At 74.7% G+C, this 23,662-nt stretch carries 22 protein-coding genes; 8 read left to right on the top strand and 14 right to left on the bottom strand.

Features of this window, described 5'->3' with window-relative positions:
* Window positions 1-17: 17 nt before the first annotated feature.
* The 4 genes from EDC50_RS08685 (at window position 18) to EDC50_RS08670 (ending at window position 3,700) form a co-directional block, all read left to right on the top strand.
* Window positions 18-1,010, top strand: coding sequence for an AAA family ATPase (locus EDC50_RS08685; protein WP_123770083.1), 993 nt, complete (start codon window positions 18-20; stop codon window positions 1,008-1,010).
* A 26-nt stretch (window positions 1,011-1,036) separates the two neighbouring features.
* Window positions 1,037-1,465: a DUF2628 domain-containing protein gene (locus EDC50_RS08680; protein ID WP_123770082.1), complete on the top strand. Its 429-nt coding sequence runs from the start codon at window positions 1,037-1,039 to the stop codon at window positions 1,463-1,465.
* A complete protein-coding gene (locus EDC50_RS08675; protein ID WP_244922524.1) occupies window positions 1,462-2,772 on the top strand; it encodes a DUF58 domain-containing protein in 1,311 nt (436 codons plus the stop codon). The genes EDC50_RS08680 and EDC50_RS08675 overlap by 4 nt, the downstream gene beginning before the upstream one ends.
* A 142-nt stretch (window positions 2,773-2,914) precedes the next feature.
* Window positions 2,915-3,700, top strand: a complete 786-nt coding sequence (locus tag EDC50_RS08670) for a TSUP family transporter (RefSeq protein ID WP_123770081.1) — start codon at window positions 2,915-2,917, stop codon at window positions 3,698-3,700.
* 151 nt (window positions 3,701-3,851) lie between these two features.
* On the opposite strand, the gene EDC50_RS08665 is transcribed toward EDC50_RS08670, so the two are convergent.
* Together EDC50_RS08665 and aroE are read right to left on the bottom strand one after the other, a co-directional pair.
* Window positions 3,852-4,127 (bottom strand): YkgJ family cysteine cluster protein, encoded by a 276-nt coding sequence (locus EDC50_RS08665; protein WP_123770080.1) that lies wholly within the window; start codon window positions 4,125-4,127, stop codon window positions 3,852-3,854.
* Window positions 4,128-4,130: 3 nt separating this feature from the next.
* Entirely contained in the window at window positions 4,131-5,009 is an 879-nt protein-coding gene (gene aroE / locus EDC50_RS08660) for a shikimate dehydrogenase (protein WP_242003002.1), read from the bottom strand.
* Window positions 5,010-5,063: 54 nt separating this feature from the next.
* Between aroE and EDC50_RS08655 the strand changes: the two genes are divergently transcribed.
* From EDC50_RS08655 to EDC50_RS08645, 3 genes are all read left to right on the top strand, one after another.
* Window positions 5,064-5,978, top strand: a complete 915-nt coding sequence (locus EDC50_RS08655) for a TolB family protein (protein ID WP_123770079.1) — start codon at window positions 5,064-5,066, stop codon at window positions 5,976-5,978.
* Window positions 5,979-6,308: 330 nt separating this feature from the next.
* A complete protein-coding gene (locus EDC50_RS08650) occupies window positions 6,309-8,084 on the top strand; it encodes a peptide-N4-asparagine amidase (protein WP_158635688.1) in 1,776 nt (591 codons plus the stop codon).
* A 179-nt stretch (window positions 8,085-8,263) separates the two neighbouring features.
* Window positions 8,264-10,231, top strand: a complete 1,968-nt coding sequence (locus EDC50_RS08645) for a peptide-N4-asparagine amidase (protein ID WP_123770077.1) — start codon at window positions 8,264-8,266, stop codon at window positions 10,229-10,231.
* Window positions 10,232-10,241: 10 nt separating this feature from the next.
* On the opposite strand, the gene EDC50_RS08640 is transcribed toward EDC50_RS08645, so the two are convergent.
* The 10 genes from EDC50_RS08640 to EDC50_RS08595 form a co-directional block, all read right to left on the bottom strand.
* The gene (locus tag EDC50_RS08640) at window positions 10,242-10,988 is read right to left on the bottom strand and encodes an SDR family oxidoreductase (RefSeq protein ID WP_123770076.1); all 747 of its coding nucleotides are present in this window, start codon (window positions 10,986-10,988) and stop codon (window positions 10,242-10,244) included.
* Between the two features lie 24 nt (window positions 10,989-11,012).
* Window positions 11,013-11,420 (bottom strand): GNAT family N-acetyltransferase, encoded by a 408-nt coding sequence (locus EDC50_RS08635; protein WP_123770075.1) that lies wholly within the window; start codon window positions 11,418-11,420, stop codon window positions 11,013-11,015.
* 33 nt (window positions 11,421-11,453) lie between these two features.
* Window positions 11,454-12,449: a porphobilinogen synthase gene (gene hemB / locus EDC50_RS08630; protein ID WP_123770074.1), complete on the bottom strand. Its 996-nt coding sequence runs from the start codon at window positions 12,447-12,449 to the stop codon at window positions 11,454-11,456.
* Between the two features lie 70 nt (window positions 12,450-12,519).
* A complete protein-coding gene (locus EDC50_RS08625) occupies window positions 12,520-13,560 on the bottom strand; it encodes a sulfate/molybdate ABC transporter ATP-binding protein (protein WP_123770073.1) in 1,041 nt (346 codons plus the stop codon).
* A 115-nt stretch (window positions 13,561-13,675) separates the two neighbouring features.
* Window positions 13,676-14,518: a sulfate ABC transporter permease subunit CysW gene (gene cysW / locus EDC50_RS08620; RefSeq protein ID WP_123770072.1), complete on the bottom strand. Its 843-nt coding sequence runs from the start codon at window positions 14,516-14,518 to the stop codon at window positions 13,676-13,678.
* On the bottom strand, window positions 14,511-15,371 hold the full coding sequence (cysT, locus tag EDC50_RS08615; RefSeq protein ID WP_123770071.1) for a sulfate ABC transporter permease subunit CysT: 861 nt from the start codon (window positions 15,369-15,371) through the stop codon (window positions 14,511-14,513). The genes cysW and cysT overlap by 8 nt, the downstream gene beginning before the upstream one ends.
* A 124-nt stretch (window positions 15,372-15,495) precedes the next feature.
* Window positions 15,496-16,509, bottom strand: a complete 1,014-nt coding sequence (locus EDC50_RS08610) for a sulfate ABC transporter substrate-binding protein (protein WP_123770070.1) — start codon at window positions 16,507-16,509, stop codon at window positions 15,496-15,498.
* Window positions 16,510-16,528: 19 nt separating this feature from the next.
* Entirely contained in the window at window positions 16,529-18,004 is a 1,476-nt protein-coding gene (locus EDC50_RS08605; RefSeq protein ID WP_123770069.1) for an OprO/OprP family phosphate-selective porin, read from the bottom strand.
* Between the two features lie 384 nt (window positions 18,005-18,388).
* Window positions 18,389-18,637 carry a hypothetical protein gene (locus tag EDC50_RS08600; protein WP_123770068.1) on the bottom strand — a complete coding sequence of 83 codons (249 nt, stop codon included), beginning with the start codon at window positions 18,635-18,637 and terminating at the stop codon, window positions 18,389-18,391.
* Window positions 18,638-18,781: 144 nt separating this feature from the next.
* Window positions 18,782-19,780 (bottom strand): chorismate transformation FkbO/Hyg5 family protein, encoded by a 999-nt coding sequence (locus EDC50_RS08595; RefSeq protein ID WP_242003003.1) that lies wholly within the window; start codon window positions 19,778-19,780, stop codon window positions 18,782-18,784.
* Between the two features lie 241 nt (window positions 19,781-20,021).
* On the opposite strand from EDC50_RS08595, the gene EDC50_RS08590 reads away from it, so the two are divergent.
* The gene (locus tag EDC50_RS08590; RefSeq protein WP_123770067.1) at window positions 20,022-20,456 is read left to right on the top strand and encodes a hypothetical protein; all 435 of its coding nucleotides are present in this window, start codon (window positions 20,022-20,024) and stop codon (window positions 20,454-20,456) included.
* A 263-nt stretch (window positions 20,457-20,719) separates the two neighbouring features.
* Here EDC50_RS08590 and EDC50_RS08585 read toward each other — a convergent pair whose 3' ends face one another.
* Both EDC50_RS08585 and EDC50_RS08580 read right to left on the bottom strand, forming a co-directional pair.
* On the bottom strand, window positions 20,720-21,583 hold the full coding sequence (locus EDC50_RS08585; RefSeq protein WP_123770066.1) for a glycosyltransferase family 2 protein: 864 nt from the start codon (window positions 21,581-21,583) through the stop codon (window positions 20,720-20,722).
* A gap of 178 nt (window positions 21,584-21,761) precedes the next feature.
* Window positions 21,762-23,573, bottom strand: a complete 1,812-nt coding sequence (locus EDC50_RS08580; RefSeq protein ID WP_123770065.1) for a DUF885 domain-containing protein — start codon at window positions 23,571-23,573, stop codon at window positions 21,762-21,764.
* Between the last annotated feature and the right edge of the window lie 89 nt (window positions 23,574-23,662).

Genomic DNA, 23,662 nt, shown 5'->3' with positions numbered 1-23,662 from the left:
ACGATCCCGAGACCGCCATGAACGCCGACACCGCCACGCCCCTCGCCCCGATCACCGGCGCCGCGCTCGCCGAACGCGCCGCCGCGGTGCGCGCCGAAGTCGGCAAGGCCTTCATCGGCCAGGAGGCGGTGCTGGACCAGGTGCTGATCGCCCTGCTCGCCGGCGGCCACGTGCTGATCGAGGGCGTGCCGGGCCTGGGCAAGACCCTGCTGGTGCGGGCGCTGTCGCGGGCGCTGGACTGCAGCTTCGCGCGCGTGCAGTTCACCCCGGACCTGATGCCCAGCGACATCAGCGGCCACGCGGTGTGGAACCCGAAGACCGAGACCTTCAACATCCGCCGCGGCCCGGTGTTCACCCACCTGCTGCTGGCCGACGAGATCAACCGCGCCCCCGCCAAGACCCAGTCCGCGCTGCTGGAGGCGATGGCCGAGCTGCAGGTGACGGTGGAAGGGCACAGCTTCCCGCTGGCGCCGCCGTTCCTGACCCTGGCCACGCAGAACCCGGTCGAGCAGGAAGGCACCTACCCGTTGCCGGAGGCGCAGCTCGACCGCTTCCTGCTGAAGATCCTGATCGGCTATCCCTCGCGCGCGGACGAGAAGCGCATGGTCGCGGCGGTGAGCCAGGGCCGCAGCGCCGCCGACTTCGACCTCTCGCAGGTGCGGCGCGTGCTCGGCCCGCAGGAGGTGGTGGCGATGCAGGCCGGCACCGCGCAGGTGACGGTGGACGAGGCGGTGCTGGACTACGCGGTGCGGATCGCCGCCGCCACCCGCGACTGGGCCGGGATCGCGCTCGGCGCCGGGCCGCGCGGCAGCCTGGCGCTGGTGCGCGCGGCGCGCGCGCAGGCGGTGCTGGACGGGCGCGACTTCGTCACCCCGGACGACGTGCGCGAGATCGCCAAGCCGGCGCTGCGCCACCGCATCGCGCTGGCGCCGGAGCTGCAGATCGAAGGCCAGAGCGCGGACGACGTGCTGCACGCACTGCTGGCCAAGGTCGAGGCGCCGCGCGAATAGGCCCGTCGTCGCAGAAGGAACCAAGCATGGACCCGTCGTACAACCCCTACGAAGTGGCGCCGACCGCGCGCGCCGCCGCGCCGCCGCGCCCGGCAGCCGACGCCATCGACGCGCTTCCCGTGTCCGCGGCCTGGAAGCGGCGCTTCCGGCTGATCGAGAAGGCCGGCGGCCCGCAACTGGGCTCCTTCCGGGACCTGCCGTTCGGCGAACGCCTGGCCATCGGCTTCAACGTGCTCGGCTTGCTGTTCGGCCCGCTCTACTGCCTGGCCAAGGGGCTGTGGCGCCCGGCGATCGCCTGCTTCGCGATCGCCTTCGCCGCCGCCTTCGTCGGCGCGGCGGCGGGCATCGAGCTCCCCGCCAGGGCGGCCGGCTACGGCGTGGCGTTCGCCTGCGCCCATCGCGCCAACGTGCTGTATTACCGCAAGGTGGTGCTCGGGGAACGGCCGTGGCTGTGAGCCTGCCGCGCCCGGCGCCGCCGCTGCTGGCGGCGCTCGCGGCATGGGCCGCGCTCGGCGCCGCGGCCGGCTTCGGCCTGGCCGCGGCGGCGACCTGGTATGCCGCCGGGGCGCTGTTGCTCGCGCTGGCCCTGCTCGACGCGGCGCGGGTGCTGCGCGCGCCGACGCCGCAGGTGGAGCGGACGGTGCCCGACACCTGGCCGATCGGCATCGAGCGGCCGGTGAGCCTGCACCTGCAGGGCGCGGCGCGGGCGCAGCGGCTGGACGTGTTCGACCTGTATCCGGGAGGCTGGCGCATGCACGGCCTGCCGCGCCGGCTCGAGCTGCGCCGCGACCAACGCAGCAGCCTGGACTACCGCCTGTGCGCGCAGGCGCGCGGCGATTTCGCGTTCGCGGGCGTGCAGTTGCGGCTGCATTCGCCGTGGCGGTTGTGGCGGCATTCGCGGGTCGCGCCGCCGGCGCAGCGGGTGCGGGTGTTTCCGAACTTCGCGCCGCTGGCGCGGTTCGCGCTGTTCGGCGCCGATCAGGCCTCGCGCCTGGTCGGCGCGCACCTGCGCCGGCGCCGCGGCGAGGGCACCGACTTCCACCAGATGCGCGAGTACCGCCGCGGCGACAGCCTGCGCCAGATCGACTGGAAGGCCACCGCGCGCGCGCGCCGGCTGATCTCGCGCGAGTACCAGGACGAGCGCAACCAGCAGCTGGTGCTGCTGCTCGACACCGGCCGCCGCCTGCTCGCCCGCGACGGCGCGCTGGCGCACTTCGACCACGTGCTCGATGCGGCGCTGGTGGTCGCCTACCTGGCGCTGCGGCAGGGCGACGCGGTCGGCCTGCTCGCCGCCGGCGGCGACCGCGCCTGGGTGCCGCCGCGGCGCGGCGTCGGCGCGATCGACGAACTGCTGCGCGCCAGCTACGCGCTGCAACCGCAACCGGTCGCGACCGACTTCCTCGCCGCCGCCACCGAGCTGGCGCTGCGCCAGAACCGCCGCGCGCTGGTGCTGCTGGTGACCAACCTGCGCGACGAGGACCTGGACGACCTGCTCGCCGCGGTGCACCTGCTGCGCAAGCGCCACGTGGTGTGCGTGGCCAGCCTGCGCGAGAGCGCGCTCGACACCGCCCTGGGCGAGGAGGTGCACGACCTGCCCGGCGCGATCCGCGCCGGCGCCGCCGCGCAGTACCTGCAGCAGCGCAGCGCGGCGCACGAGGCCCTGCGCGAGCACGGGGTGATGGTGCTCGACGTCACCTGCGACCAGCTTGCCGCGTCGCTGGTGGAGAAGTACCTGGCGGTGAAGCGCGACGGACTGCTGTAACAGCGGGGAGCCAGGAGCGGGGAACCAGAACGGGGAGCCGGAAACGGGGAACGAGTGCGGCGTCCGCGCGCTCGTTTTTCGTTCCCCGGCCTCGCGGTTGCTCGCCGCCGCGTAGAATCGCGCCCTTTCGCAAGGGGGCTGGATGGAACCGGGACTCGAGGCCGTCGCGGCGCTGATGGCGGTGGCGTTCGTCGCCGGCACGATCGACGCGCTGGCCGGCGGCGGCGGCCTGCTCACCATCCCGGCGCTGATGGCGGCCGGCCTGCCGCCGGTGGCGGCGATCGCCACCAATAAGCTGCAGAGCAGCTTCGGCACCGCCAGCGCGGTGGTCGCGTTCGCGCGCCAGCGGCGGATCGACTTCCGCCGCTTCGCCGTGCCGGCGCTGGCGGCGTTCCTCGGCTCGGTGCTCGGCGCCTGCGTGCTGCAGGCGGTCGACCCCTCGTTCCTGGCCGGCTTCGTGCCCCTGCTGCTGATCGCGATGGCGCTGTACTTCCTGCTCGCGCCCAAGGCCAGCGAGGAAGACCGGCACGGCCGCTTCGGCCGCGGCGCGATGGCGGCGGTGGCGTTCGCGATCGGCGCCTACGACGGCTTCTTCGGCCCCGGCACCGGCTCGTTCCTGACCACCGCGCTGGTCGCGCTGTTCGGCCTCGGCCTGGTGTCCGCCACCGCCCACACCAAGCTGCTGAACCTGGCCAGCAACCTGGCGGCGCTGGCGGTGCTGGTCGCAGGCGGGCACGTGCTGTGGCTGGCCGGGCTGGCGATGGCGGTGGCCAGCATCCTCGGCGGCCAGCTCGGCGCGCACCTGGCGATGCGCTGGGGCGGGCGCGCGGTGCGGCCGCTGCTGGTGACCATGTCGCTGGCGCTGACCGCGAAGCTGCTGGCGGAGCCGGGCAACCCGCTGCTGCGGGCGTGGGCGCGGTGGTTCTGACCCGCCGCGCCGGCGCAGCCCATCGCTTCGCCATCCGCGTGCGGCCGCCACGCGCGATCGCTCCGGGCGTGGCGTGGCGCGCGGCGCAGCGTGGGCTGGCGAAGGCGGTGGCCCGCGGGAACGGCCCGGCGCCGGCAGGAGCGGAACGTCCCTATCCGGCAACGTTCCCGGCGCGCGGATCGGTCATCCGCTCCAGCCACCGCAGATGCGCGAGCGCGGCCTCCCGGTCGGCGCCGCACATGTCCTGCGACGGCCGCAGCGAGGCGCAGAACGCCGGCCGCTCCGGGCGCCCGAACAGCCGGCAGCGGTGCTCGTCGTCGAGCTGCACGCAGGGCAGGCCCGCCGGTTTGCCGTGCGGCATGCCCGGGATCGGCGCGGCGATCGACGGCGCGATGCAGCACGCGCCGCAGCCGGCGCGGCAGTCCACGGCTCAGTCGCCGGTGGCCAGGGCGGCGTGCTGCTCGCGCAGCATCGCGTAGACCGGGTCGGTCTCCGGCCGCACCCGGTGCCAGCGCAGGAAGCTCTCGGCGGCCTGCTCGACCAGCATGCCCAGGCCGTCGATCGCGTCGTGCACCCGCGCCGCGCGCGCCCAGGCCAGGAACGGGATCGCCGCCTCGCCGTAGCTCAGGTCCACCGCCGCCGCGCGCGGCGCCGCCAGCGCGGTGGGCAGCGCCGGCAGCGGTTCGCCCTCGCGCGCCGCGGAGGTCGCGTTGACGATCAGGTCGAAGTTGCCGAGCGCGGCGATGTCGCGCAGGTAGCGCGGATGCACGCGCCCGGGCTGGGCCAGCGCGTCGGCCAGCGCGTCGGCGCGTTCGGGCGTGCGGTTCACGACGAACAGGTCGCCGATGCCGGCGTCGAGCAGCGCCGGCGCCACGCCGCGCGCGGCGCCGCCGGCGCCGAGCAGCAGGGTGCGGCGGCCGCGCAGGTCGAGGCCGTGGCGCTCGGTGAGGTCGCGCACCAGGCCGATGCCGTCGGTGTTGTCGCCTTCCCAGCCGGTCGCGGTGCGGACCAGCACGTTGACCGCGCCGGCGCGGCGCGCGCGCTCGCTCAGATGGGCGCACAGCGCGGCGGCGCGGGTCTTGTGCGGCAGGGTGACGTTGAGGCCCAGGCCGCCCTCGGCGGCGAACTCGGCCAGCGCCGCGTCGAACTGCGCCGGCGCCGCGTCGATCGCCGTGTACTGCAGCGCGATCCCGGTCTGGCGCGAGAACGCGGCATGGATGCGCGGCGAGAGCGAATGCGCGACCGGATGGCCGATCACCGCAAAGCGCTTGACGACGGTCGAGGTGGCGACGGGGGCGAAGTCGGACACGGAAGCCTCGCTTAGACTGGGGGGAACGAAGCGGACGATGCAGGAGAACGCGCGATGCGGCGATCGGCCTGGCGGGGGCTCAGTCTACTCCCGGCGCTGGCGGCGGGCGGGTGGCTGGCCGGCGGCCCCGCGGCGGCGTTCCTGGCCGAGTTCGGCATCGAGGGCATGGGCACGGTCTCGACCGCGGCCGCCGAGGTCCGCGCCAGCGTGTCGCCGGACGGCCGCCGCATCGTCTGGGGCAGCACCGATCGTGCCGGCGGTGCCGGCGGCTGGGACCTGTGGCAGGCGACGCTGCGCGACGGCCGCTGGCAGGACGCGCGGCCGCTGCCGGTGAACTCCGCGGCCAACGACTTCGACCCGATGTTCAGCGCCGACGGCCGCTGGCTGTACTTCTTCTCCAACCGCGCGGGCGGCCACGGCGGCGGCGACCTGTACCGCGCCGAGGTCCGCGCCGACGGCGGCTTCGGCCCGGCCGAAAACCTCGGCCCCGCGGTCAACGGCCGCGGCGACGAATGGGCGCCCACCCCGAGCCGCGACGGCCGGCGGCTGCTGTTCGCCAGCGACGGCCACGGCGGCGCCGGCGGCCACGACCTGTTCGTCGCGCGCTGGGACGGCCGCGCCTTCGTCGACCCGCGCCCGCTGCCGGGCGTGAACACCGCCGCCGACGAGTTCGACGCGGCCTGGCTCGGCGACGGCGCGAGCGTGGTGTTCGCGCGCTCGCACGACGTCGAGGCGGAACCGGTCCGGCTGTACCTGGCCCATTGCGACGGGGCGCGCTATCGCGACGCGCAACCGCTGCGGTTGTCGTTCAACGGCGAGGACGGCACCACGCTCGGCCCGGCGCTGGACTGGAGCAAGCCGGGCGAGCTGCTGGTCAGCGGCACGGCCCGGGCGCCGCGCGCGGGCAAGCTCGACATCTACCGGATGAAAGCGCCCGCGGTCGCCGGCCGCGCCGGCTGCGTGCACTGAGCGATTGCGGTCCGCGCCGTATGGCGCGGCAAAACGCCGTGCGCCCGCCCTGTTCCGCAAGGTGATGCCGCCCTACACGGGCGGGCTGCTAGGTTTCGCCGCGCACCCCAGGCACAGGAGGGCCGGGTCATGGGCACCGCGCCGCAACCGCAGCGCCGTCCGGCCGCAGCCGGACTGCTGGCACTGACGGGCTTGATCGCCCTTTGCGTCCATGCCGCCACCAGCGGCGTTCGGCCGAACGCCGCAGGGCGCACCGCCGGCGCGATGCCGGCGCCTTCGGCGGCCGCCGCGCCGCTTTCCGCCGATACCGGCACCGCGCACGCCGCGGCGATGGCTGCACCGGCGCCGGGCACGCGCGACACCGTGCTCGCCGGTCCGCACGTGCCGCGGCCGTCGGGCACGCCGTGCACGGTGGAACTGTTCCGCGACGTCGAGATCCCCATCGCCCACTTCACCTCGTGGGACGGCCACGGCCGCTTCGCGTACGCGCCGCCGCCGGCCTGCCCGGGGCCCTGGGCCAAGGTGATCCTGAAGGTCGCGCTGCGCAATGCCGACCCCGACAGCTATCTCGACGGCGTCGAGTTCGCGTACGTCTCCATCGGCGACGTGCCGCTGTACAGCGGCGCGGCGGCGGACAACGACGTGCCCACGCACTGGCGCGTCGAGCGCGACGTCACCGACTATGCCGCGGTGCTGCGCACGCCCAACGAGGGTGCGATGGAGATCCAGGCGTTGCCGCGCTTCGGCGGCGTGTTCCAAGCGCCCTATTACATGTCGGCGACCCTGCTGTTCTACCCGGCCAACACCGCGAACCGGGCGCCGCGCGTGCCCGATGCGGCCTACCCGTTGGCGCCGGACCACGGCTGGCGCGAGGTGGGCGGGCGGGCCGGCACCCTCGCGGCGACGCTGAGCCTGCCGCGCAACGTCGAGCGCGCCTACCTCGACGTGATGGCGCACCCGCGTGCCCACGACGTACTGTGGTTCACCTGCATGCCGAACGCGGCGATCGCGGCCTTTCCCGAATTGAGGAGCCCGCTGGCCATCGGCACCGGCCAGTTCGGTCTGGAGGGCGAGCCGCCCCCGCAGGGCTGCGGCGAAGGCGGCTTCCGCGAGGTGCAGGTCAGCATCGACGGCCAGCCGGCAGGCGTGGTGCCGGTGTTCCCGCGCTTCCCTCCCAAGTTCAACGCACTGTGGAACACGCCGGCGCTGCTGCAGCCGGCACCGCCGCCGCAGGCGCTGAACTTCATGCCCTACCGCGTCGACCTCGCGCCGTTCGCCGGACTGTTGAGCGACGGCGCCCCGCACGTGGTGGCGCTGTCGGTCGCAGGCCGGGAGAGCGAGGCCCGCTTCTCCGATTTCCAGTTGTCCGGCACGTTGCTGGTCTACCGCGACCGCGGCGGCGCCCGGGTCACCGGGCAGGTGACGCGCAACACCCTGGCCGGCCAGCCGCCCGCGCCGAACGTGTCCAGCACGCTCGCGCGCGACGCCGCCGGCGTGGTGAGCGGCAGCGTGGTCACCCGGTCCACGCGCAGCTACGCGATCGAGGGCTACGTCGACACCTCGCGCGGGCGCATCCGCAGCACGGTCGAGCGCTCCGTCCGCTTCGAGAACGTGCTCGTGCCCGAAGCCTACGACGGCCCGGGCGACGCCGCCGACCGCTACAGCCTGGGCGTGGGCCTGGCCAGTTCGGTGAGCGGCACCAGCCGGCGCTACCTGGCGGGCAAGCTCATCGCCGAGGACCGCGAGTACATCGCCTATCCGCTGACCCTCGCCTACCGCTACCGCGGCGCGCGGCTGCAACAGGCCTACGTGCAGCGCACCGAACGCTGGCGCCCCGGCGTGACCCGCTACTACACCCACCTGCTCCACGAGGTCGACCTCGCCTACGTGCCCGGCGACGCCGGCGCGCCGGCGCTCGAATGGCGCGGCGACCAGCGTTACCTGTTCCGCGATTCGTACGCCAGTTGCTATCGCACCGACGTGCGCACGCAAGGCGGCGCATTGGCCGAGTTCCGGGAAGGCACGGATTGCCCGGGCGGCGTCAACCGGCTGTTCTGGGCGGCGCATCCGGACGGCTCGCCCGACGGACTGGGCTGGGCCAAGTGAGCGGCAGCGGCCGTCGCATCCGGCGGCGCGTCGCCGCGGGCGCGCGCCGCCGTCGGGCGGGAACGTTTGAGCATCGCAGGGGACCGCACGCATCGCATTGCGCCTGTTCGGCAAGATGATGCGGCCCTACACAACGGAACTGCTACGGTCGCGCGACCGCGCCAAGGGAGGGCCGGAGCATGAAAAGCGCCTCGCGCACCCAGCGCTTCGCCAGGGCGGGGACGTTCGCCCTGGCGGCCGTGATCCTGGTTTGCGTCCATGCCGCGACTCGCGGCGACGTGCGCGTCGGCGCCGCGGCTTCCGCTGCGGTGGCCGCGGCCGCGCCCGGCGCACCGCCGATTCCGTACCGCACCCACGAAAGCGCGCCCGCGGCGGCCGCCCTGCCGGCGCCGGGTGGCCGCGACACGGCGCTCGCAACGCCCCCGGTGCCGCGGCCGGCGAGCACGCCGTGCACCGTCGAGTTGTTCCGCGGCGTGGAGATGATCACCGCGTTCCTGGCCTTCTTCGGCGACGACACGCGGTTCCCCTATGCGCCGCCGCCGGCCTGTCCCGGGCCTTGGGCCAAGGTGGTGCTGAAGGTCGCGCTGCGCAACGCCGATCCGTCCAGCTACCTCGACGGGGTGGCGCTCGCGCAGCTGTCCATCGGCGGCGTCCCGCTGTACGCCGGCGGCGCCCAGGACAACGACGTGCCGACGCACTGGCGCGCCGAGCGCGACGTCACCGACTACGCCGCGGTGTTGCGCGCGCCGGGCGAGGGCGTGCTGGAGATCGCCGGGCAGCCGCGCTACACCCTGTTCAACGCGCCGTATTACGTCTCGGCGACGCTGCTGTTCTATCCGGCCGGGCCGGACCATCCGGCGCCGCGGGTGCCGGACGCGGCGTACTCGCTCGCGCCCGAACTCGGCTGGCGCGCGGTGCGCACGCCGGAGGGCGCGCTCGCGGCGCGGCTGGACCTGCCGCGCAACATCGAGCGCGCCTACCTCGACGTGATGGCGCAGGCGCGCTACGACGACCTGTTCTGGTTCACCTGCCTGCCCGACGCGCAACGGGCGGCGTTCCCCGAGCTGCGCAGCCGCCTGGCGATCGGCACGGGCCGGCTCGGCCTGGAGGGCGACGCGCCGCCGCAGGGCTGCGGCGGCGGCAGCTTCCGCGAGTTGCAGGTCCATGTCGATGGCCAGCCCGCGGGCGTGGCGCCGGTGTTCCCGCGCGTGCATCCGCAGTTCAACGCACTCTGGACGGCGGCGCCGCTGCTGCAGCCGGCGCCGCCGCCGCAGGCGCTGAACTTCATGCCGTACCGGATCGACCTGACGCCGTTCGCCGGGCTGCTCAGCGACGGCGCGCCGCACGAGGTGCGGCTGTCGGTGGCCGGCCGCGAGAGCGCGGCCGAGTACCCGGACTTCCAGCTGGCCGGCACGCTGCTGGTGTACCGCGACCGCGGCCGCGCGCAGGTCACCGGACGGGTGACCCGCAACACCCTGGCCCCACGGCCGCCCGCGCCGCGCGTGACCAGCACGCTGGCGCGCGACCCGGCCGGCGTGGTGAGCGGCGGCGTGCACACCCGGGCCGCGCGCAGCTACGCGATCGAAGGCTACGTCGACACCTCGCGTGGCCGCATCCGCAGCACGGTCGAGCGCCGCGCGCGCTTCGACAACCTGATCGCGCCGCGCGCGCGGGGCGGCGCCGGCGGCAGCGAGACCTACGACGTGGGCATCGACCTGGAAAGCCGCATCGAAGGCGTCAGCCGGCGCCGTCTCGGCGCGACGCTGCTCGCCGAGGACCGCGAGTTCGTCGCCTACCCGCTGACCCTGGCCTACCGCCCACGCGGCGTCTGGCTGCGGCAGGCCTTCGTGCAGCGCAGCGAGCGCTGGCGGCCGGGCCGCACCCGCCACTACACCCGGCTCGAGCACGAGGCCGACCTGGGCTACGTGGCGGGGCCCGCCGGCGCGCCGGCAGCGGTGTGGCGCGGTACCCAGCGTTACCTGTTCCGCGATTCGTACGCCAGCTGCTACCGCGTCGATCTGGTCGCGGCCGGCGGCGCGCTGCAGGACTACCGCGCGGGCGCGGGCTGCCCCGACGGCGTCAATCGCCTGTACTGGGCGGCGCATCCGGACGGATCGCCGGACGGGCTGGACTGGGCGGAGCGGTGAGGCGGCCCGGCTACAGGCCGCCGGCGACGTCGACGATGCTGCCGGTCAGGTACGAGGCCTCGTCCGACAGCAGCCAGAGGATCGCCCGCGCGATCTCCTCCGGTTGGCCGCCGCGCTGCATCGGGATGCGCGCCTTCACGCGTTCGACCCGGTCCGGCTCGCCGCCGCTGGCGTGGATCCCGGTGTGGATCGTGCCCGGGCGCACCGCGTTGACGCGGATGCCCTCGGTCGCGACTTCCCGGGCCAGGCCCACGGTCATCGTGTCGACCGCGGCCTTGGAGGCGGCGTAGTCGACGTACTCGCCCGGCGAGCCGAGCCGCGCCGCCACCGAGGAGACGTTGACGATCGCGCCGCCGCGGCCGCCGTGGCGCGTCGACATCCGCCGCACCGCCTCGCGCGCGCACAGGAAACTGCCGACCACGTTGGCGTCGAACACGCGGCGCAGGCGCGCGGCGTCCATCTGCTCCAGCCGCATCTGCCGCTCGAGCATGCCGGCGTTGTTGACCAGCGCGTCGGGCCGGCCGAGGCGGCGGTCGGTGTCCTCGAACAGGCGCAGCACGTCGGCCTCGATGCCGAGGTCGGCCTGCACCGCGATGGCCTCGCCGCCGGCGCGGGCGATCGCCGCGACCACGGCTTCGGCGTCCTCGCGGCGGTTGCGGTAGGTCAGGCACACCCGGTAGCCGGCGCCCGCGGCGAGCCTGGCGGTCGCCGCGCCGATGCCGCGGCTGCCGCCGGTGACGATCGCGATCCGCGCCATGCGTCCTCCTCGCTGCGGTGCCGGCTATGCCGGCTTGCGGTACACGTGCTGGGTCTTGGCGCGGCGGAAGCCCACGCCCTGGTAGAACGGGTGCGATTCGGCGCGGGCGACGTTCGAGCGGACCACCAGCTCGGCGATGCCGATGCGGCGCGCCCAGTCCTCGGCCGCGGCCAGCAGCGCCCGTGCGATGCCGCGCCGGCGCGCCTGCGCGTCGACCGCCAGGGCCGCGATCTCGACCACCTCGCCGGACTCCAGCAGCAGCCGCCGTTCCAGCGCGACGAAGCCGAGCAGCGCGCGGTCGTCGTGGGTGGCCACCAGCACCGGATGGTCGGGCGAGGCCAGCACCCGGCGCAGGCGCGCCTCGAATTCCGCGGCCGCCTGCGGATAGCCGAGCTGCGCGCACAGGCGCGCCAGCTCCGCGGCGTCGTCCATGCGGGCCGGGCGCAGCGACGCCGCCGCCACCGCTCAGCCCGCCTCGCGCAGCCAGCGCGCCGCGTCCAGCGCGTAGTAGGTCAGCACGCCGTCGGCGCCGGCGCGCTTGCACGCCAGCAGCGCCTCCATCGCGACGAGGCGCTCGTCGAGCCAGCCGTTCTGCGCCGCGGCCTTGAGCATCGCGTACTCGCCGCTGACCTGGTAGACGTAGGTCGGCACGCGGAATTCGTCCTTCACCCGGCGGACGATGTCCAGGTAAGGCAGGCCCGGCTTGACCATCACCATGTCGGCGCCCTCGTCGAGGTCGAGCGCGACCTCGTGCAGCGCTTCGTCGGCGTTGGCCGGATCCATCTGGTAGGTGTACTTGTTGCCCTTGCCCAGCGCCGCGGCCGAGCCGACCGCGCTGCGGAACGGGCCGTAGAAGCCGCTGGCGTACTTGGCGCTGTAGGCGAGGATGCGGACGTTCACCAGTCCCTCCTCCTCCAGCGCTTCGCGGATGGCGCCGATGCGCCCGTCCATCATGTCGCTGGGCGCGACCACGTCGGCGCCGGCCTGCGCGTGCGACAGCGCCTGCTTCACCAGCGCCTCGACCGTGGCGTCGTTGAGGATGTAGCCGCCGTCGTCGAGCAGGCCGTCCTGGCCGTGGGTGGTGTACGGATCGAGGGCGACGTCGGTGATCACGCCGAGCTCCGGGAAGCGCTGCTTCAGCGCCCGCACCGCGCGCTGGACGATGCCGTCCTCGGCCCAGGCGACCGCGCCGTCGGCGGTCTTCTTCGCCGCGTCCGGGACGCCGAACAGGGTCAGCGCGGGGATGCGCAGCTCGCTGCAGGCCTCGGCGACGCGCAGCAGTTCGTCGATCGACAGCCGCTCCACGCCGGGCATCGACGCGACCGGCTCGCGGCCGTCGCGCTCGTGCACGAACACCGGGTAGATCAGGTCGTCGGTGGTCAGGACCGACTCGCGCATCAGGCGGCGCGAGAACTCGTCGCGGCGCATCCGCCGCGGGCGTGCGTAGGGGTAGCGGCTCATGGCGGCATTCTACGCTCCGCCGCGGAACCGCGGTTTGCGGCGCGGGGCGGCGAAGCGCGGCGCAGGCCCCTCAGCGCGGGTACACCCGGTAGCGCAGCAGCCGCAGGCCCACCGCGCTGCCCGGCGCCGGCGGGCGCGTATCGGGCGTGGCGACCAGATCGAGTTCGAACGGCCGCGCCTGGCCCTCGACCTGCAACTCCACGGTGATGCGCTCGGCCAGCCGGTGCAGCGCGAGCACGCGCGCCGGCAGGCCGTCGCCGGGCTCGGCCAGCGCGGCGTCGTGCGGACGCGCGTACAGCTGCGCCGGGCCGTCCGGCAGCGCGTGCGGCAACGGCAGGGCGCGCTCGCCGAGCAGCAACCGGCCGCGCTCGACGCGGCCTTCGAACGCATTGGCGCGGCCGATGAAGTCGAACACGTAGGCCGACACGGGCGCGCCGTAGATCTCCTGCGGCGGGCCGACCTGCTCGATGCGGCCGTCGCGCAGCACCACCACGCGGTCGGCCAGCTCCAGCGCCTCCTCCTGGTCGTGGGTGACGAACAGCGTGGTCAGCCCGGTCTGCTCGTGCAGGCGGCGCAGCCAGCGGCGCAGCTCGACCCGGACCTTGGCGTCGAGCGCGCCGAACGGCTCGTCCAGCAGCAGCACGGTCGGGTCGATCGCCAGCGCCCGCGCCAGGGCGACGCGCTGCTTCTGCCCGCCCGACAGCTGCTCGGGATAGCGCGCGCCGTACCCGGGCAGCTGGATCAGCTGCAGCAGTTCCGCGACGCGGCGCGCGATCGCGGCCGGGTCCGGGCGGCTGCGGCGCGGCCGGCTGCGCAGCCCGAAGGCGATGTTCTCGGCCACGGTCATGTGCCGGAACAGCGCGTAGTGCTGGAACACGAAGCCGACGTTGCGCTCGCGCAGGCTGAGCCGGGTGGCGTCGGTGCCGCCGAACAGCACCTGGCCGCTGTCGGCGTGCAGCAGGCCGGCGATCACCCGCAGCAGCGTGGTCTTGCCCGAGCCGGACGGACCGAGCAGCGCCACCAGCTCGCCGGCGCGCACGTCGAGGTCGATGCGGTCGAGCGCGGCCACGCCGGGGTAGCGCTTGCTGAGTTGGCGGATGCGCAGATCCATGCCGGTGCGGCGGTGGGGGCCGGGCCCCGGCAGGATGACGGATTCCGCCGTCGCGGGCGCGTGCACCGCGGCGCCGGCGCGCTGCGGCGGCGCCGGATCGCGGCCGCCGGCGGGGTCAGTGGCGTCGATGCGTCGGAGCGAGGGCGTCGCCATGGCGTGCCTCCAGCCAGAACTTGAGGATCAGGGTGACCAGCGCCAGGCCGGTCAGCAGCGACGCCGCGGCGAACGCGGCGGTGCCGTCGAATTCGTTGTAGAGGATCTCGATGTGCAGCGGCAGGGTGTTGGTCAGGCCGCGGATGTGCCCGGACACCACCGACACCGCGCCGAACTCGCCCATCGCCCGCGCCGAGCACAGCAGCACGCCGTACAGCAGGCCCCATTTGATGTTCGGCAGGGTGACGCGGCGGAACAGCGTCCACGCGCCGGCGCCGAGCGAGCGCGCCGCCAGCTCCTCGTCCGCGCCCTGCTGCTGCATCAGCGGGATCAGCTCGCGCACCACGAACGGGAAGGTGACGAACAGCGTCGCCAGGACGATGCCCGGGCGCGCGAACAGGATCTTGGCGCCCGCCTCGCGCAGCAGCTCGCCGAACCAGCCCTGCGAACCGAACAGCAGCACCAGGCACAGCCCGGCGACCACCGGCGAGACCGCGAACGGCAGGTCGATCAGCGCCAGCAGCGCGCGCTTGCCGCGGAACTCGAAGCGGGTCAGGGCCCAGGCCGCGAGCAGGCCGAACACCGCGTTGACCGGCACCACGATCGCCACGGTGAACAGGGTCAGCGCCACGGCGGCGCGCGCGTCGGGCGTGCGCAGCGCCGCCCACCACACGTCCACGCCCTCGGCGAAGGCCGCGCCGAGCACCATCAGCAGCGGCATCAGCACCAGCGCGCCCATCACCACCGCCGCCAGCGCGATCAGCGTGCGGCGCAGCCAGGCCGGTTCCTGCAGGGCGTCATGCACGGGCGCGCTCCTTGCGCTCGTGCGCGAACAGCGACGGGATCGCGTTGATCGCCAGCAGGCACAGGAACGAAGCCGCCAGCAGCAGCGCGGCGATCGCGATCGCGCCGTCGTAGTCGTATTCCTCCAGGCGGATGGTGATCAGCAGCGGCGCGATCTCGGTCCTGTACGGCAGGTTGCCGGCGATGAAGATCACCGAGCCGTATTCGCCCAGCGCGCGCGCGAACGCCAGCGAGAAGCCGGTCAGCAGCGCCGGCAGCAGCTCCGGCAGGATCACCCGGCGCAGCGTGGTCAGGCGCGAGGCGCCGAGCGAGGCCGCGGCCTCCTCCTGCTCGCGGCCCAGCGCCTCCAGCACCGGCTGCACCGTGCGCACCGCGAACGGCAGGCCGATGAACACCAGCGCGATCACGATGCCGAGCGGGGTGTAGGCGATCTTGATCCCGTGCGGCTCCAGCCAGCGCCCGACCCAGCCGTTGCTCGAATAGATCGCGGTCAGGGCGATGCCGGCCACGGCGGTCGGCAGCGCGAACGGCAGGTCGACCAGCGCGTCGAGCAGGCGCCGCCCCGGGAAGCGGTAGCGCACCACCACCCAGGCGACCAGCGCGCCGGCGAGCAGCGCCAGCGAGGCGGCCACGAACGAGGCGCCGAAGCTGAGTTCGAGCGCGGCCTGCACGCGCTCGTCCCGGATCGCGCGCAGCCAGCCCTGCGCGCCGAGGCCGGCGGCGTGGACGGTCAGCGCCGCCAGCGGCAGCAGTACGACCAGGCCCAGCCAGGCCAGGCCGAGGCCGAGGCTGAGGCCGAAGCCGGGCAGCGGGTGGCGCGCACGGCGCGGGACGGGCAGGGCGACGGCGCTCATCGGGGGACGACCTGCCGCATGCGCGCTTCCCGTCCCGCAACCGCCATGGCGGCGGAATACGGCGGGCCCGCGTTCCACCGGCGCGCCGCCGCGCGCCGGCGGCCGGAGCTGGCACGCCCCGGTTTCATCGCGGCCGGTAGATCTTGTCGAAGAACCCGCCGTCGGCGAAATGCGCGGCCTGCGCCTGCTTCCAGCCGCCGAACGCGGCGTCGACGGTGACCTGCGCGACCTTCGGAAAGCGCGCCAGCTCCGCCGCCGGCACCTTGTCGGGTTCGGCCGGGCGATAGCCGTGCCTGGCGGCGAGGCGCTGGCCCTCCGGCGAGTACAGGAAGCGCAGGTAGGCCTCGGCGGCCTGGCGCGTGCCGTGCCGGTCCACGTTCTTGTCGACCCAGGCCACCGGCGGCTCGGCCTTGATGCTCAGGCTCGGCACCACGATCTCGAACTTGTCGCGCGTGCCCGGCTCCCGCAGGGTCAGCAGGGCTTCGTTTTCCCAGGCGATCAGCACGTCGCCGATGCCGCGCTCGACGAAGGTGGTGGTGGCGCCGCGCGCGCCGGTGTCGAGCACCGGCACGTTGCGGAACAGCCGGGTCAGGTAGTCCACCACCTTGCCGCCATCGCGGTACTGGCGCGCGGCCCAGGCCCAGGCCGCCAGGTAGTTCCAGCGCGCGCCGCCGGAGGTCTTCGGGTTCGGCGTGATCACCGCCACGCCCGGGCGGACCAGGTCGGCCCAGTCCCGGATGCCTTTCGGGTTGCCCTTGCGCACCAGGAACACGATGGTCGAGGTGTACGGCGCGCTGTTGTGTGGCAGGCGCTTCTGCCAGTCGGCCGGCAGCAGCCGCGCCTGCTCGGCGATCGCGTCGATGTCGGCGGCCAGCGCCAGCGTGACCACGTCGGCTTCGAGCCCGTCGATCACCGCGCGCGCCTGCTTGCCCGAGCCGCCGTGCGAGGTGCGCAGGTCCAGCGCCTGGCCGGTCTGGCGCCGCCACTGCGCGGCGAAGACGCGGTTGACCTCGGCGTAGAACTCGCGGGTCGGATCGTAGGAAACGTTGAGCAGCTCCAGGTCCTTGGCCTGGGCCGCCGCGGCGGCGCCGAGCACCAGGGCCAGGCCGAGCAGCAGGTGACGGAACAGCGGTTTCATCGCGTTCTCCTGTGGGGATTCAGAACGAGAACTGGGCGCGGGCGAGGAAGGCCTTTTCGTCCTCGCGGTCGGCGCCGTCGGCGGCGCCGCCGTCGAACCGGGTCTGGCTGTAGTTGGCGACGAGCTTGAAGTTGCCGTTGAGGTACCAGTTCACCCCGAGCGTCCAGGCGGCGGCGCGGCTGGCGGCGCTGGCCGGATCGGCGAACGACGGGAACGCGGCATCGTCCACGTCCAGTTCGCCGTAACGCGCGACCAGCTCCCAGGCGCCCCAGCCTGCACCGCCCGGCGTAAAAGGCCGGTTAGGCCGTGCCACGCCGCGGTAGCCCGCGTCCTCGCCGGTCAGCACGTAGCTGGCGGTGAGCTGCCAGGCGTCGTGCGCGAGCGAGGCGCGCGCGCCGCCGGCCGGCAGCGCGACCTCCTGCTCGGAACGGATGTACTCGCCGAGCAGGCCGAACGCATGGCGGTAGAAGTAGGCCTGCGGCGACCAGCGCGCGTGCGTGCCGTCGGCGTCCACCGCGCCGCGGTAGGCGAAGAACGTCGCCTGCCCCGGCGTGCGGTAGCGCGGCAGGAAGGCGTTGCCGTTGCCGTGCTTGCCGCCGCGGCTGCCGGCGAGGCCGAAGCCGAGGCCGGACAGCGCGCTGCCGGCGTTCTTCCACGGCTCGACGAACACGCGCGCGGCCAGTTCGAGGTCGTCGTCCGGGTTGGCGGTCGCGCCGTCGCGCCCGTCGGGCGCGCCGTTGTAGGCGCCGAGCGCGTAGGACACGGTCGAGGACGCGAGCTCGCCCTGCAGTTGCACGCCGATGTCGCGGCCCGGCGCGAGCTCGCCGGGGAAGCCCAGCTCGACCAACGCGGTGGCGCCGCTGTTCTGCAGGCGCTCCAGGCCGACCGGGTTCTTGCTCTTGCCGATGCGCACGGTGGCGCGCGGGTCGAACTTCAGATCGACCCAGGCATCGAGCAGGGTGACGCTGTCGCCGGCCAGCTCCGGCGTCACCCGGAAGCCGAGCAGCGGGCCCCAGGTGCCCTCCAGGGTGAGCTGCGCGCGCCGCCACAGGAAGGTGTCGTTCTGCGGCCGCTGCGCGTCGTCGAAGAAGAAGCGGCCGTCGGCCTGCAGCAGCCCGCGCAGCTTCAGCTCGGCGCCGTCCTGCGCGGGCGATCTCACCGACAGGCCCTTGCTCGCGCTCAGGCCGACGCGGGTGGCGCTGGCCGCTTTCGCGGACGCTTCTTCGGCCTGCAGTTCCAGCGTGCGTTCGACCGCGCGCAGGCGCCGGTCGAGCGCGGCGAGGTCGGCGCCCGGTTCGGCGGCCTCCTGCGGCGCGCCGAGCCGGGCCTCGATCGCCTGCAGCCGGCGCGCCAGGTCTTCCACCGTCGGCGCCGACTGCGCGTGGGCGCCGCCCGGCGCGCACAGCACCGCCAGCGCCAGCAGCGCGGAGGGATGCGGGACGGCCGGGCGGTGGCCGCGGCGGACGGCGCTGCGCGCGCGGGGATGGCGGGGCATGGGGCGGACTCCGGAAGTGGGCGGGGGCGGCGTGCCGTCCGCCGGCGCATCTGAACGCGCGGCGGGCCGGCTTGGGAAAAGCTTTTGCGTCATCTGCTCATGCCGAACCGGCATGTCGCCGGCCTGGCCGGAGCGGCGATCCGGTTGCGTTCGTCCGGGGCACGCCGTGCCGCCGTGTCGCGCACCGGGTGGAGCGCTGCGGGCCTGCGCGGCTACGCCGCGGCGCACGCGCGCGCCACCGCGATGCAGGCCGGCGATGCGGGCGGCGGCCGCGGAACGACCCGGCGCGCCGCCCGCGCGCGATGCCCCCCGCCCGCACGCGATGCGCCGGCGCCGGGTGCCGAGGCGGGTATCGGGCGCGTCGCTGCGCCCGGGGGGCGGCGGTCAGAGAATGCCGCCGCCGAGGCTCAGGCGGACGATGCCGACCACGATCACCACGCCGTTGAGCCACAGCCCGGCCTTGGCCCGGCCGCGGTTCTCGGTGCGGGTGAAGAGGATGCCGATCGCGGCGATGATCGCGCCGACCGCGGCGAACGGGATCAGCAGCCAGTTGCCCCAGCCGAGCAACGGAATCAGGGCGACCACCATCCATGCCATCGCGACGATGCCCCAGAGCAGGCTGATCAGTCCCATCGCAGTTCCTCCGCGGCCGATGAAGGTCGCACGATAGCGGCTGCCGCGCGCCGCGCAAGTGGCTCCGGTCGCGGCGCCGCGGCCAGGCGCCGCGCAGGCACCGGCGACGGCCCGGGCGCGCGCATCGCGTTCGCGGCCGCCGCCTCAGGCATGCACGCCGTCGATCTCCACCCGCAGCTCGCGCCGGCACACCGCACCGTGCAGCAGGATGCGCGGCACCTGCGGGCCGAGGCGCTGGTCGAGCGCCGCCGCCACCGCCGGCATCTCCTCGGCATGGCGCACGTACACCTTCAGCCGCGCGCCGGCGCCGAACGCGGCCGGCAGCGCCGGCGCCGACCCGCGCGCGGTCGCGACCAGCGTGGCGAGGTTGGCCAGGGTCTCGTCGAGCTGGGTCAGCACCGCGCCGGCGTGGCGCGATTCGTGGCCGACGATCGCCGCGGTGCCGGACAGCAGCAGCATCGGCGCCGCGGTCGGCGGCAGCATCGCGCGGGCGAAGCCCGGCGGCTGCGGGCCATAGCGGCGCGGATAGCGCCAGGCGCTGACCTGGCGCGGGTTCTCCAGCGGCCGGCCCGGCGCGCGCGCGGCCAGCCAGTACACCTGCAGCCGGCGCGGCCCCGCGGCGTCGGCGACGCGGCCGATCGCGGTGGCGGCCGGCAGCGCCGCCGGATCCACCGCGCCCAGCCCGCGCGCGCGGCCGACGCAGAAACGGCGGTAGCGTTCGCGGTCGCCCTCGCCCTCGGTGATCGCGTCGAGGTAGTTCCAGATGCGCAGCGGATGCGGGTAGCCGCGCTCGCGCAGGAACGCCGCGAAGCGCCGGTAGGCCCGCTCCGCGGCGGCTTCGATGTCGCCGTCCGGCTCGTCCAGTTCGATCGCGCCGAACTGCAGCGTGCCGTCCTCGGCCCAGGCCACGCCGTCGCTGCGGCCGCGCGCCACCGGGCCTTGGCCGCGCCAGACTTCCAGCGGCGCGGCGCCGTGCGGACGCAGGGCGACGCGCAGGCAGCGCGGGTCGTCGGGCAGGGCGGCATCGCCGAAGCCGATCGCCGCGAGCGTGTCCGGCGCCGCCAGCACCTCCGCCGCCGGCGCGTGGACATAGTCGACCGCCAGCCGCGCGGCCGGGGCGGGGAGCGGGTCGGGCGCGCTCATGGGCAGGGCCGCGCGCGACGCGGGCGGAACGGGACGAAAGCGGGCGCGGCCGGCACGGACGCCGGCGCGGCGGGCGCGGAAAGACGATCCATGGCGCGCATGATACCCGCCGCGCCGTGCGTCCCCGGTCGGCGCCGGCTGAGCGCGGCATGACGCGCGGCCGCGCCGAGCCGCCCGCATCACGCCGGTGGAGTTAGCATCCCGCTACGTGCCGGCCGTTCCGGCCGTGGGAGCCGCCGCGATGTTCCGCCTGTCCCTCCTGTCGCTCGTCCTGCTGCTGGCCGCCTGCGCCAGCTCGCACCTGATCACCGGACGCCCGCGCCCGCCGATCGACCCCGCGCAGGTGCAGGTCTACTTCACCGCGCCGCCGGGCGGCTTCGAGGAGATCGCGCGCCTGCAGACCGCCAGCGGCCCGCTCACCTTCGGCGAGCAGAACAAGATGAACGCGGTGCTCGACAAGCTGCGGGTCGAGGCCGCCAAGCTCGGCGCCAACGGCGTGCTGTTCATCGGCACCGAGGACGGCCACGGCAACAGCAGCATCGGCGTCGGCGCCGGCGGCGGCAGCTTCCGCGGCCGCGGCTTCAGCTCCGGCGGCATCGGCGTCAGCGTCAGCCCCAGCAAGAAGTACGCGCACGGCATCGCGATCTACGTTCCGAACCCGCCGCCGGCGCGGTAGGCCCTTCGCGGCGCGTTTCGCCTCTCGCGAGGCGGCGGCCGCCTGCTCGGCGGGCGCACCCGGGCGCGCAGGCCCGGCCGAGCCACGCGCGTCGCTTTCGCGTGACCACACCCGCGACGCAGGCGGAGGCAGCGTGGCCGGGGCGCGGTACTTCGGACGCCAGGGGGCGGGATGCCGCCGGGCGCGCCGCAGGCCGGCGTGGGTCGCGGCACAAGCATCGCGTGGGTCCGGTCCCCCGCGATCCGGCCGTGCGGGCCGCGCGGCTACGGCGCCTCCGCGTCCAGCTGCGGCGCCGGCGCGAGCACGAACTCGCCGTCGCGGTCGTCGATCAGCGGCGGGTTGGCGCGGATGTCGCGATAGACCTGCAGCAGGTTGCCGTGGCGCAGCACCTGCGCGACCACGTGCGAGGTGATCCGGCCCAGGTCGTGCAGCGGCTTGAAGTGGCTCGGGCGGAAGCGGTCCTGCTGCCCGGGCGGGCCGTAGCGCGATTCGATCGGCACCGACACGCAGCGCACGCCCAGCGCGCGCGCGGCCGAGATCAGGATCTGCGCCTCGAACACGAAGTGCTCGCCCGGCACCTCGCGCAGCGCGCACACCTCGGCCGGATAGAAGCGTTGGCCGCTCTGGGTGTCGGCGATGCGGTAGCCGGTGCCCCAGGCGATGCCCCAGTCGCCGAACGCGTTGGCCAGGCGCCGGTGCAGCGGCTGGCGCTCGCGCTTCCGCAGGCGCGCGCCGATCACGATGTGCCCGGGATAGCGGTTGGCCGCATCGAGCAGGCGCGGGATGTCCTCGGCGCTGTGCTGGCCGTCGCCGTCCATGGTGATCACGCCGCGCACGCCCTGGCGCAGCGCCTCGGCGAAGCCGTCGCGCAGGCTCGCGCCCTTGCCGCGCCGGCTCAGGTGGCGCAGCAGGGTGATCGGCAGGTCGGCGATGCGTTCGGCGGTGCCGTCGTCGGAGCCGTCGTCGACCACGATCACCCGCGGGCAGTGCGCGAGCGCCGCTTCGACCACTTCGCGGATGCGCAGCGCCTCGTTGAGCGCGGGGATGACGACGGCGATCTGGTGGCGATCGAGCAGGGGCGTGCCGGTGGCCGGCGCCTGCGCGACGCAGTGCGAGAGCTCGTCCATGCGCCCGAGTATAGGCAGCCGCGCCGTGAGTGCCGCGTGGCTGGGCCGCGGGCCCGGGGCAGCGTTCAGGCGGCGGGCACGCCCGGGGCGCCGCGCCGCTTCGTTCCGGCCGGCGCCCGCGCCGCGCGCCGGTACCCCGGCGTGCGGCCCCGGGCCGTCCGCGTCCGCAACCGGCGGGTCAGCGCCGGCCGCGCTGTTGCGGCACGAACCGCTCGCGCACCGCCTTGGCCAGCAGGTCCGGCGGCAGCAGGCCCTGGTCGAGCAGGAAGTTGTTGAACGCCAGGCGGTCGAACTTCTCGCCCAGCGCCAGCTCGGTTTCCATGCGCAGCTCGAGGATGCGGCTGTAGCCGTAGAAGTAGCTGCCGGCCTGGCCGGGGGCGTTGAAGGTGTAGCGGTCCAGCTCCTGCTTGGTCATCGCCTCGGACAGGCCGACCTTGTCGCGCAGCACGCGGCCGGCCGCCTCGCGGTCGATCAGGCCCAGGTTGAGCATCGGGTCGAGCATCGCGCGGGCAGCGCGCATCAGCCGGAACTGCAGCGCGATCAGCTGCCCGTCCAGCGGCTCGTACGGCACCATTTCGGCCTCGGCGTACAGCGCCCAGCCCTCGACGTTGACCGAGTTGAACGCGAACATCGTGCGCGCCAGCGACACGCCGCGCTCGACCATGGCGGTGAACTGCAGCTCGTGGCCCGGGCGGCCCTCGTGCGCCGACAGCGTCCAGCGCACCGCGTCGAAGTTGAAGTCGTCGTAGGCCAGCGCCTTGCCGTCGGCGGTGGGCACCGCCACCGGCAGCACGAACTGTCCCTGCTGGCCGGTGTTGCCGATCAGCGGCGCGGGCAGGAAGTGCGGCGCCGGCTGCGCCGCGGACTCGGCCTCGCTGCCCAGGCGCATCACCATCGGCCGGTTCGGCACGTCGACGATCTTCTCCTTGCGGATGATCGGATCGATCGCGTCGATCACCTCGCGGTAGCGCCGCTCGAGCTGGTCGTTGGGCATGCTCTGGCGCTTGAGCGCGCCGATCACCGCCACGTAGTCGCGCGGGTCGGCGACCTGCAGGTTCTTCTCCTTCGCCACCAGCGGCGCCAGCTGCCGCATCGCCGCGCGGGTTTCCATGAACTCGACCTGGGCGCGGCGGATCAGCAGTTGCGGGTCGATGTCGATGCCGTACTGCTTGAGCTGGTTGGCGTACAGCTCCGGCGGCAGCCTGGTGTCGGCGCGCGCCTGCGGCAGCACCTCGGCGCGGGCCCAGGCGGCGTAGTCGCGCAGCTGGGTCTTCAGCGCCGCCAGCGCGGGGGCGGCGCCGTCGATCTTGTACTTGGCGAACAATTGGTCGATGCCGGCCAGGTACGTGTCGACGTTGGCGAGGGCCTGTTCGACCTCGAGCCGGGTGGGACGCAGCAGCCTGGCGTTGCCGGCGCGTTCCTCGTAGCGCTGCCGCGCCAGTTCGGCGATCGGGCGCGTGCCCGGGGCCTGGCCGGCGTAGGCCTTGAGCCGGTCGAGCGCACGCGCGCGGCGTTCGGGCGGGGTCTGGTCGGACAGCAGGCCGCGCAGGCCGTTGAACACCAGCTGCGGCGCGTCGGTCCAGGGCAGGGTCAGGCGCTCGCCCAGTTCGCTGCTGGCGATGTTCTCGTCCGCGGCGCGGATCATGATCTCCAGGTCCTGGCGCACGTTCGCATCGCGCTCGCCCGCCAGCCTGGCCTGCAACTCGGACCTGGCCTTGGCCAGCGCCGCGCGGAAGCGGCGGCCGTTGTCCGGGCCGAGGTCGGCGACGCGGTCGTCGTAGCCGGGTACGCCGAAGAACGACATCTGCTCGGGCGCGAACTCGGCCTGCGCGGCGAGCAGGATCTGCGCGTATGCGTTGCTCTTGGCGACCCAGGCCGGCTGCGCCGGCGCCGCCGCGGCGGGCTTGGCCGCGGGCGCGGCGTCCCGGGCGAGCGCGGGCGCTGCCGCGGCGAGGGTCAGGGCGATGGCGAGAGCGAGCGGCTTGGTCATGGCGTTCGTCGCGGAAGGAAGACGGCCCAGCATCCCAGCGCCGCGGCGGAGGACCAAGCGCCGAAGGTCATGGCGGGGCGCGGGCGGCA

The organism is Vulcaniibacterium tengchongense, from assembly GCF_003814555.1.
In the GTDB taxonomy this organism is placed as follows: domain Bacteria; phylum Pseudomonadota; class Gammaproteobacteria; order Xanthomonadales; family Xanthomonadaceae; genus Vulcaniibacterium; species Vulcaniibacterium tengchongense.
The sequence above is the reverse complement of the archived record's forward strand: the minus strand, read 5'-3'. Positions and strand labels throughout refer to the sequence as shown.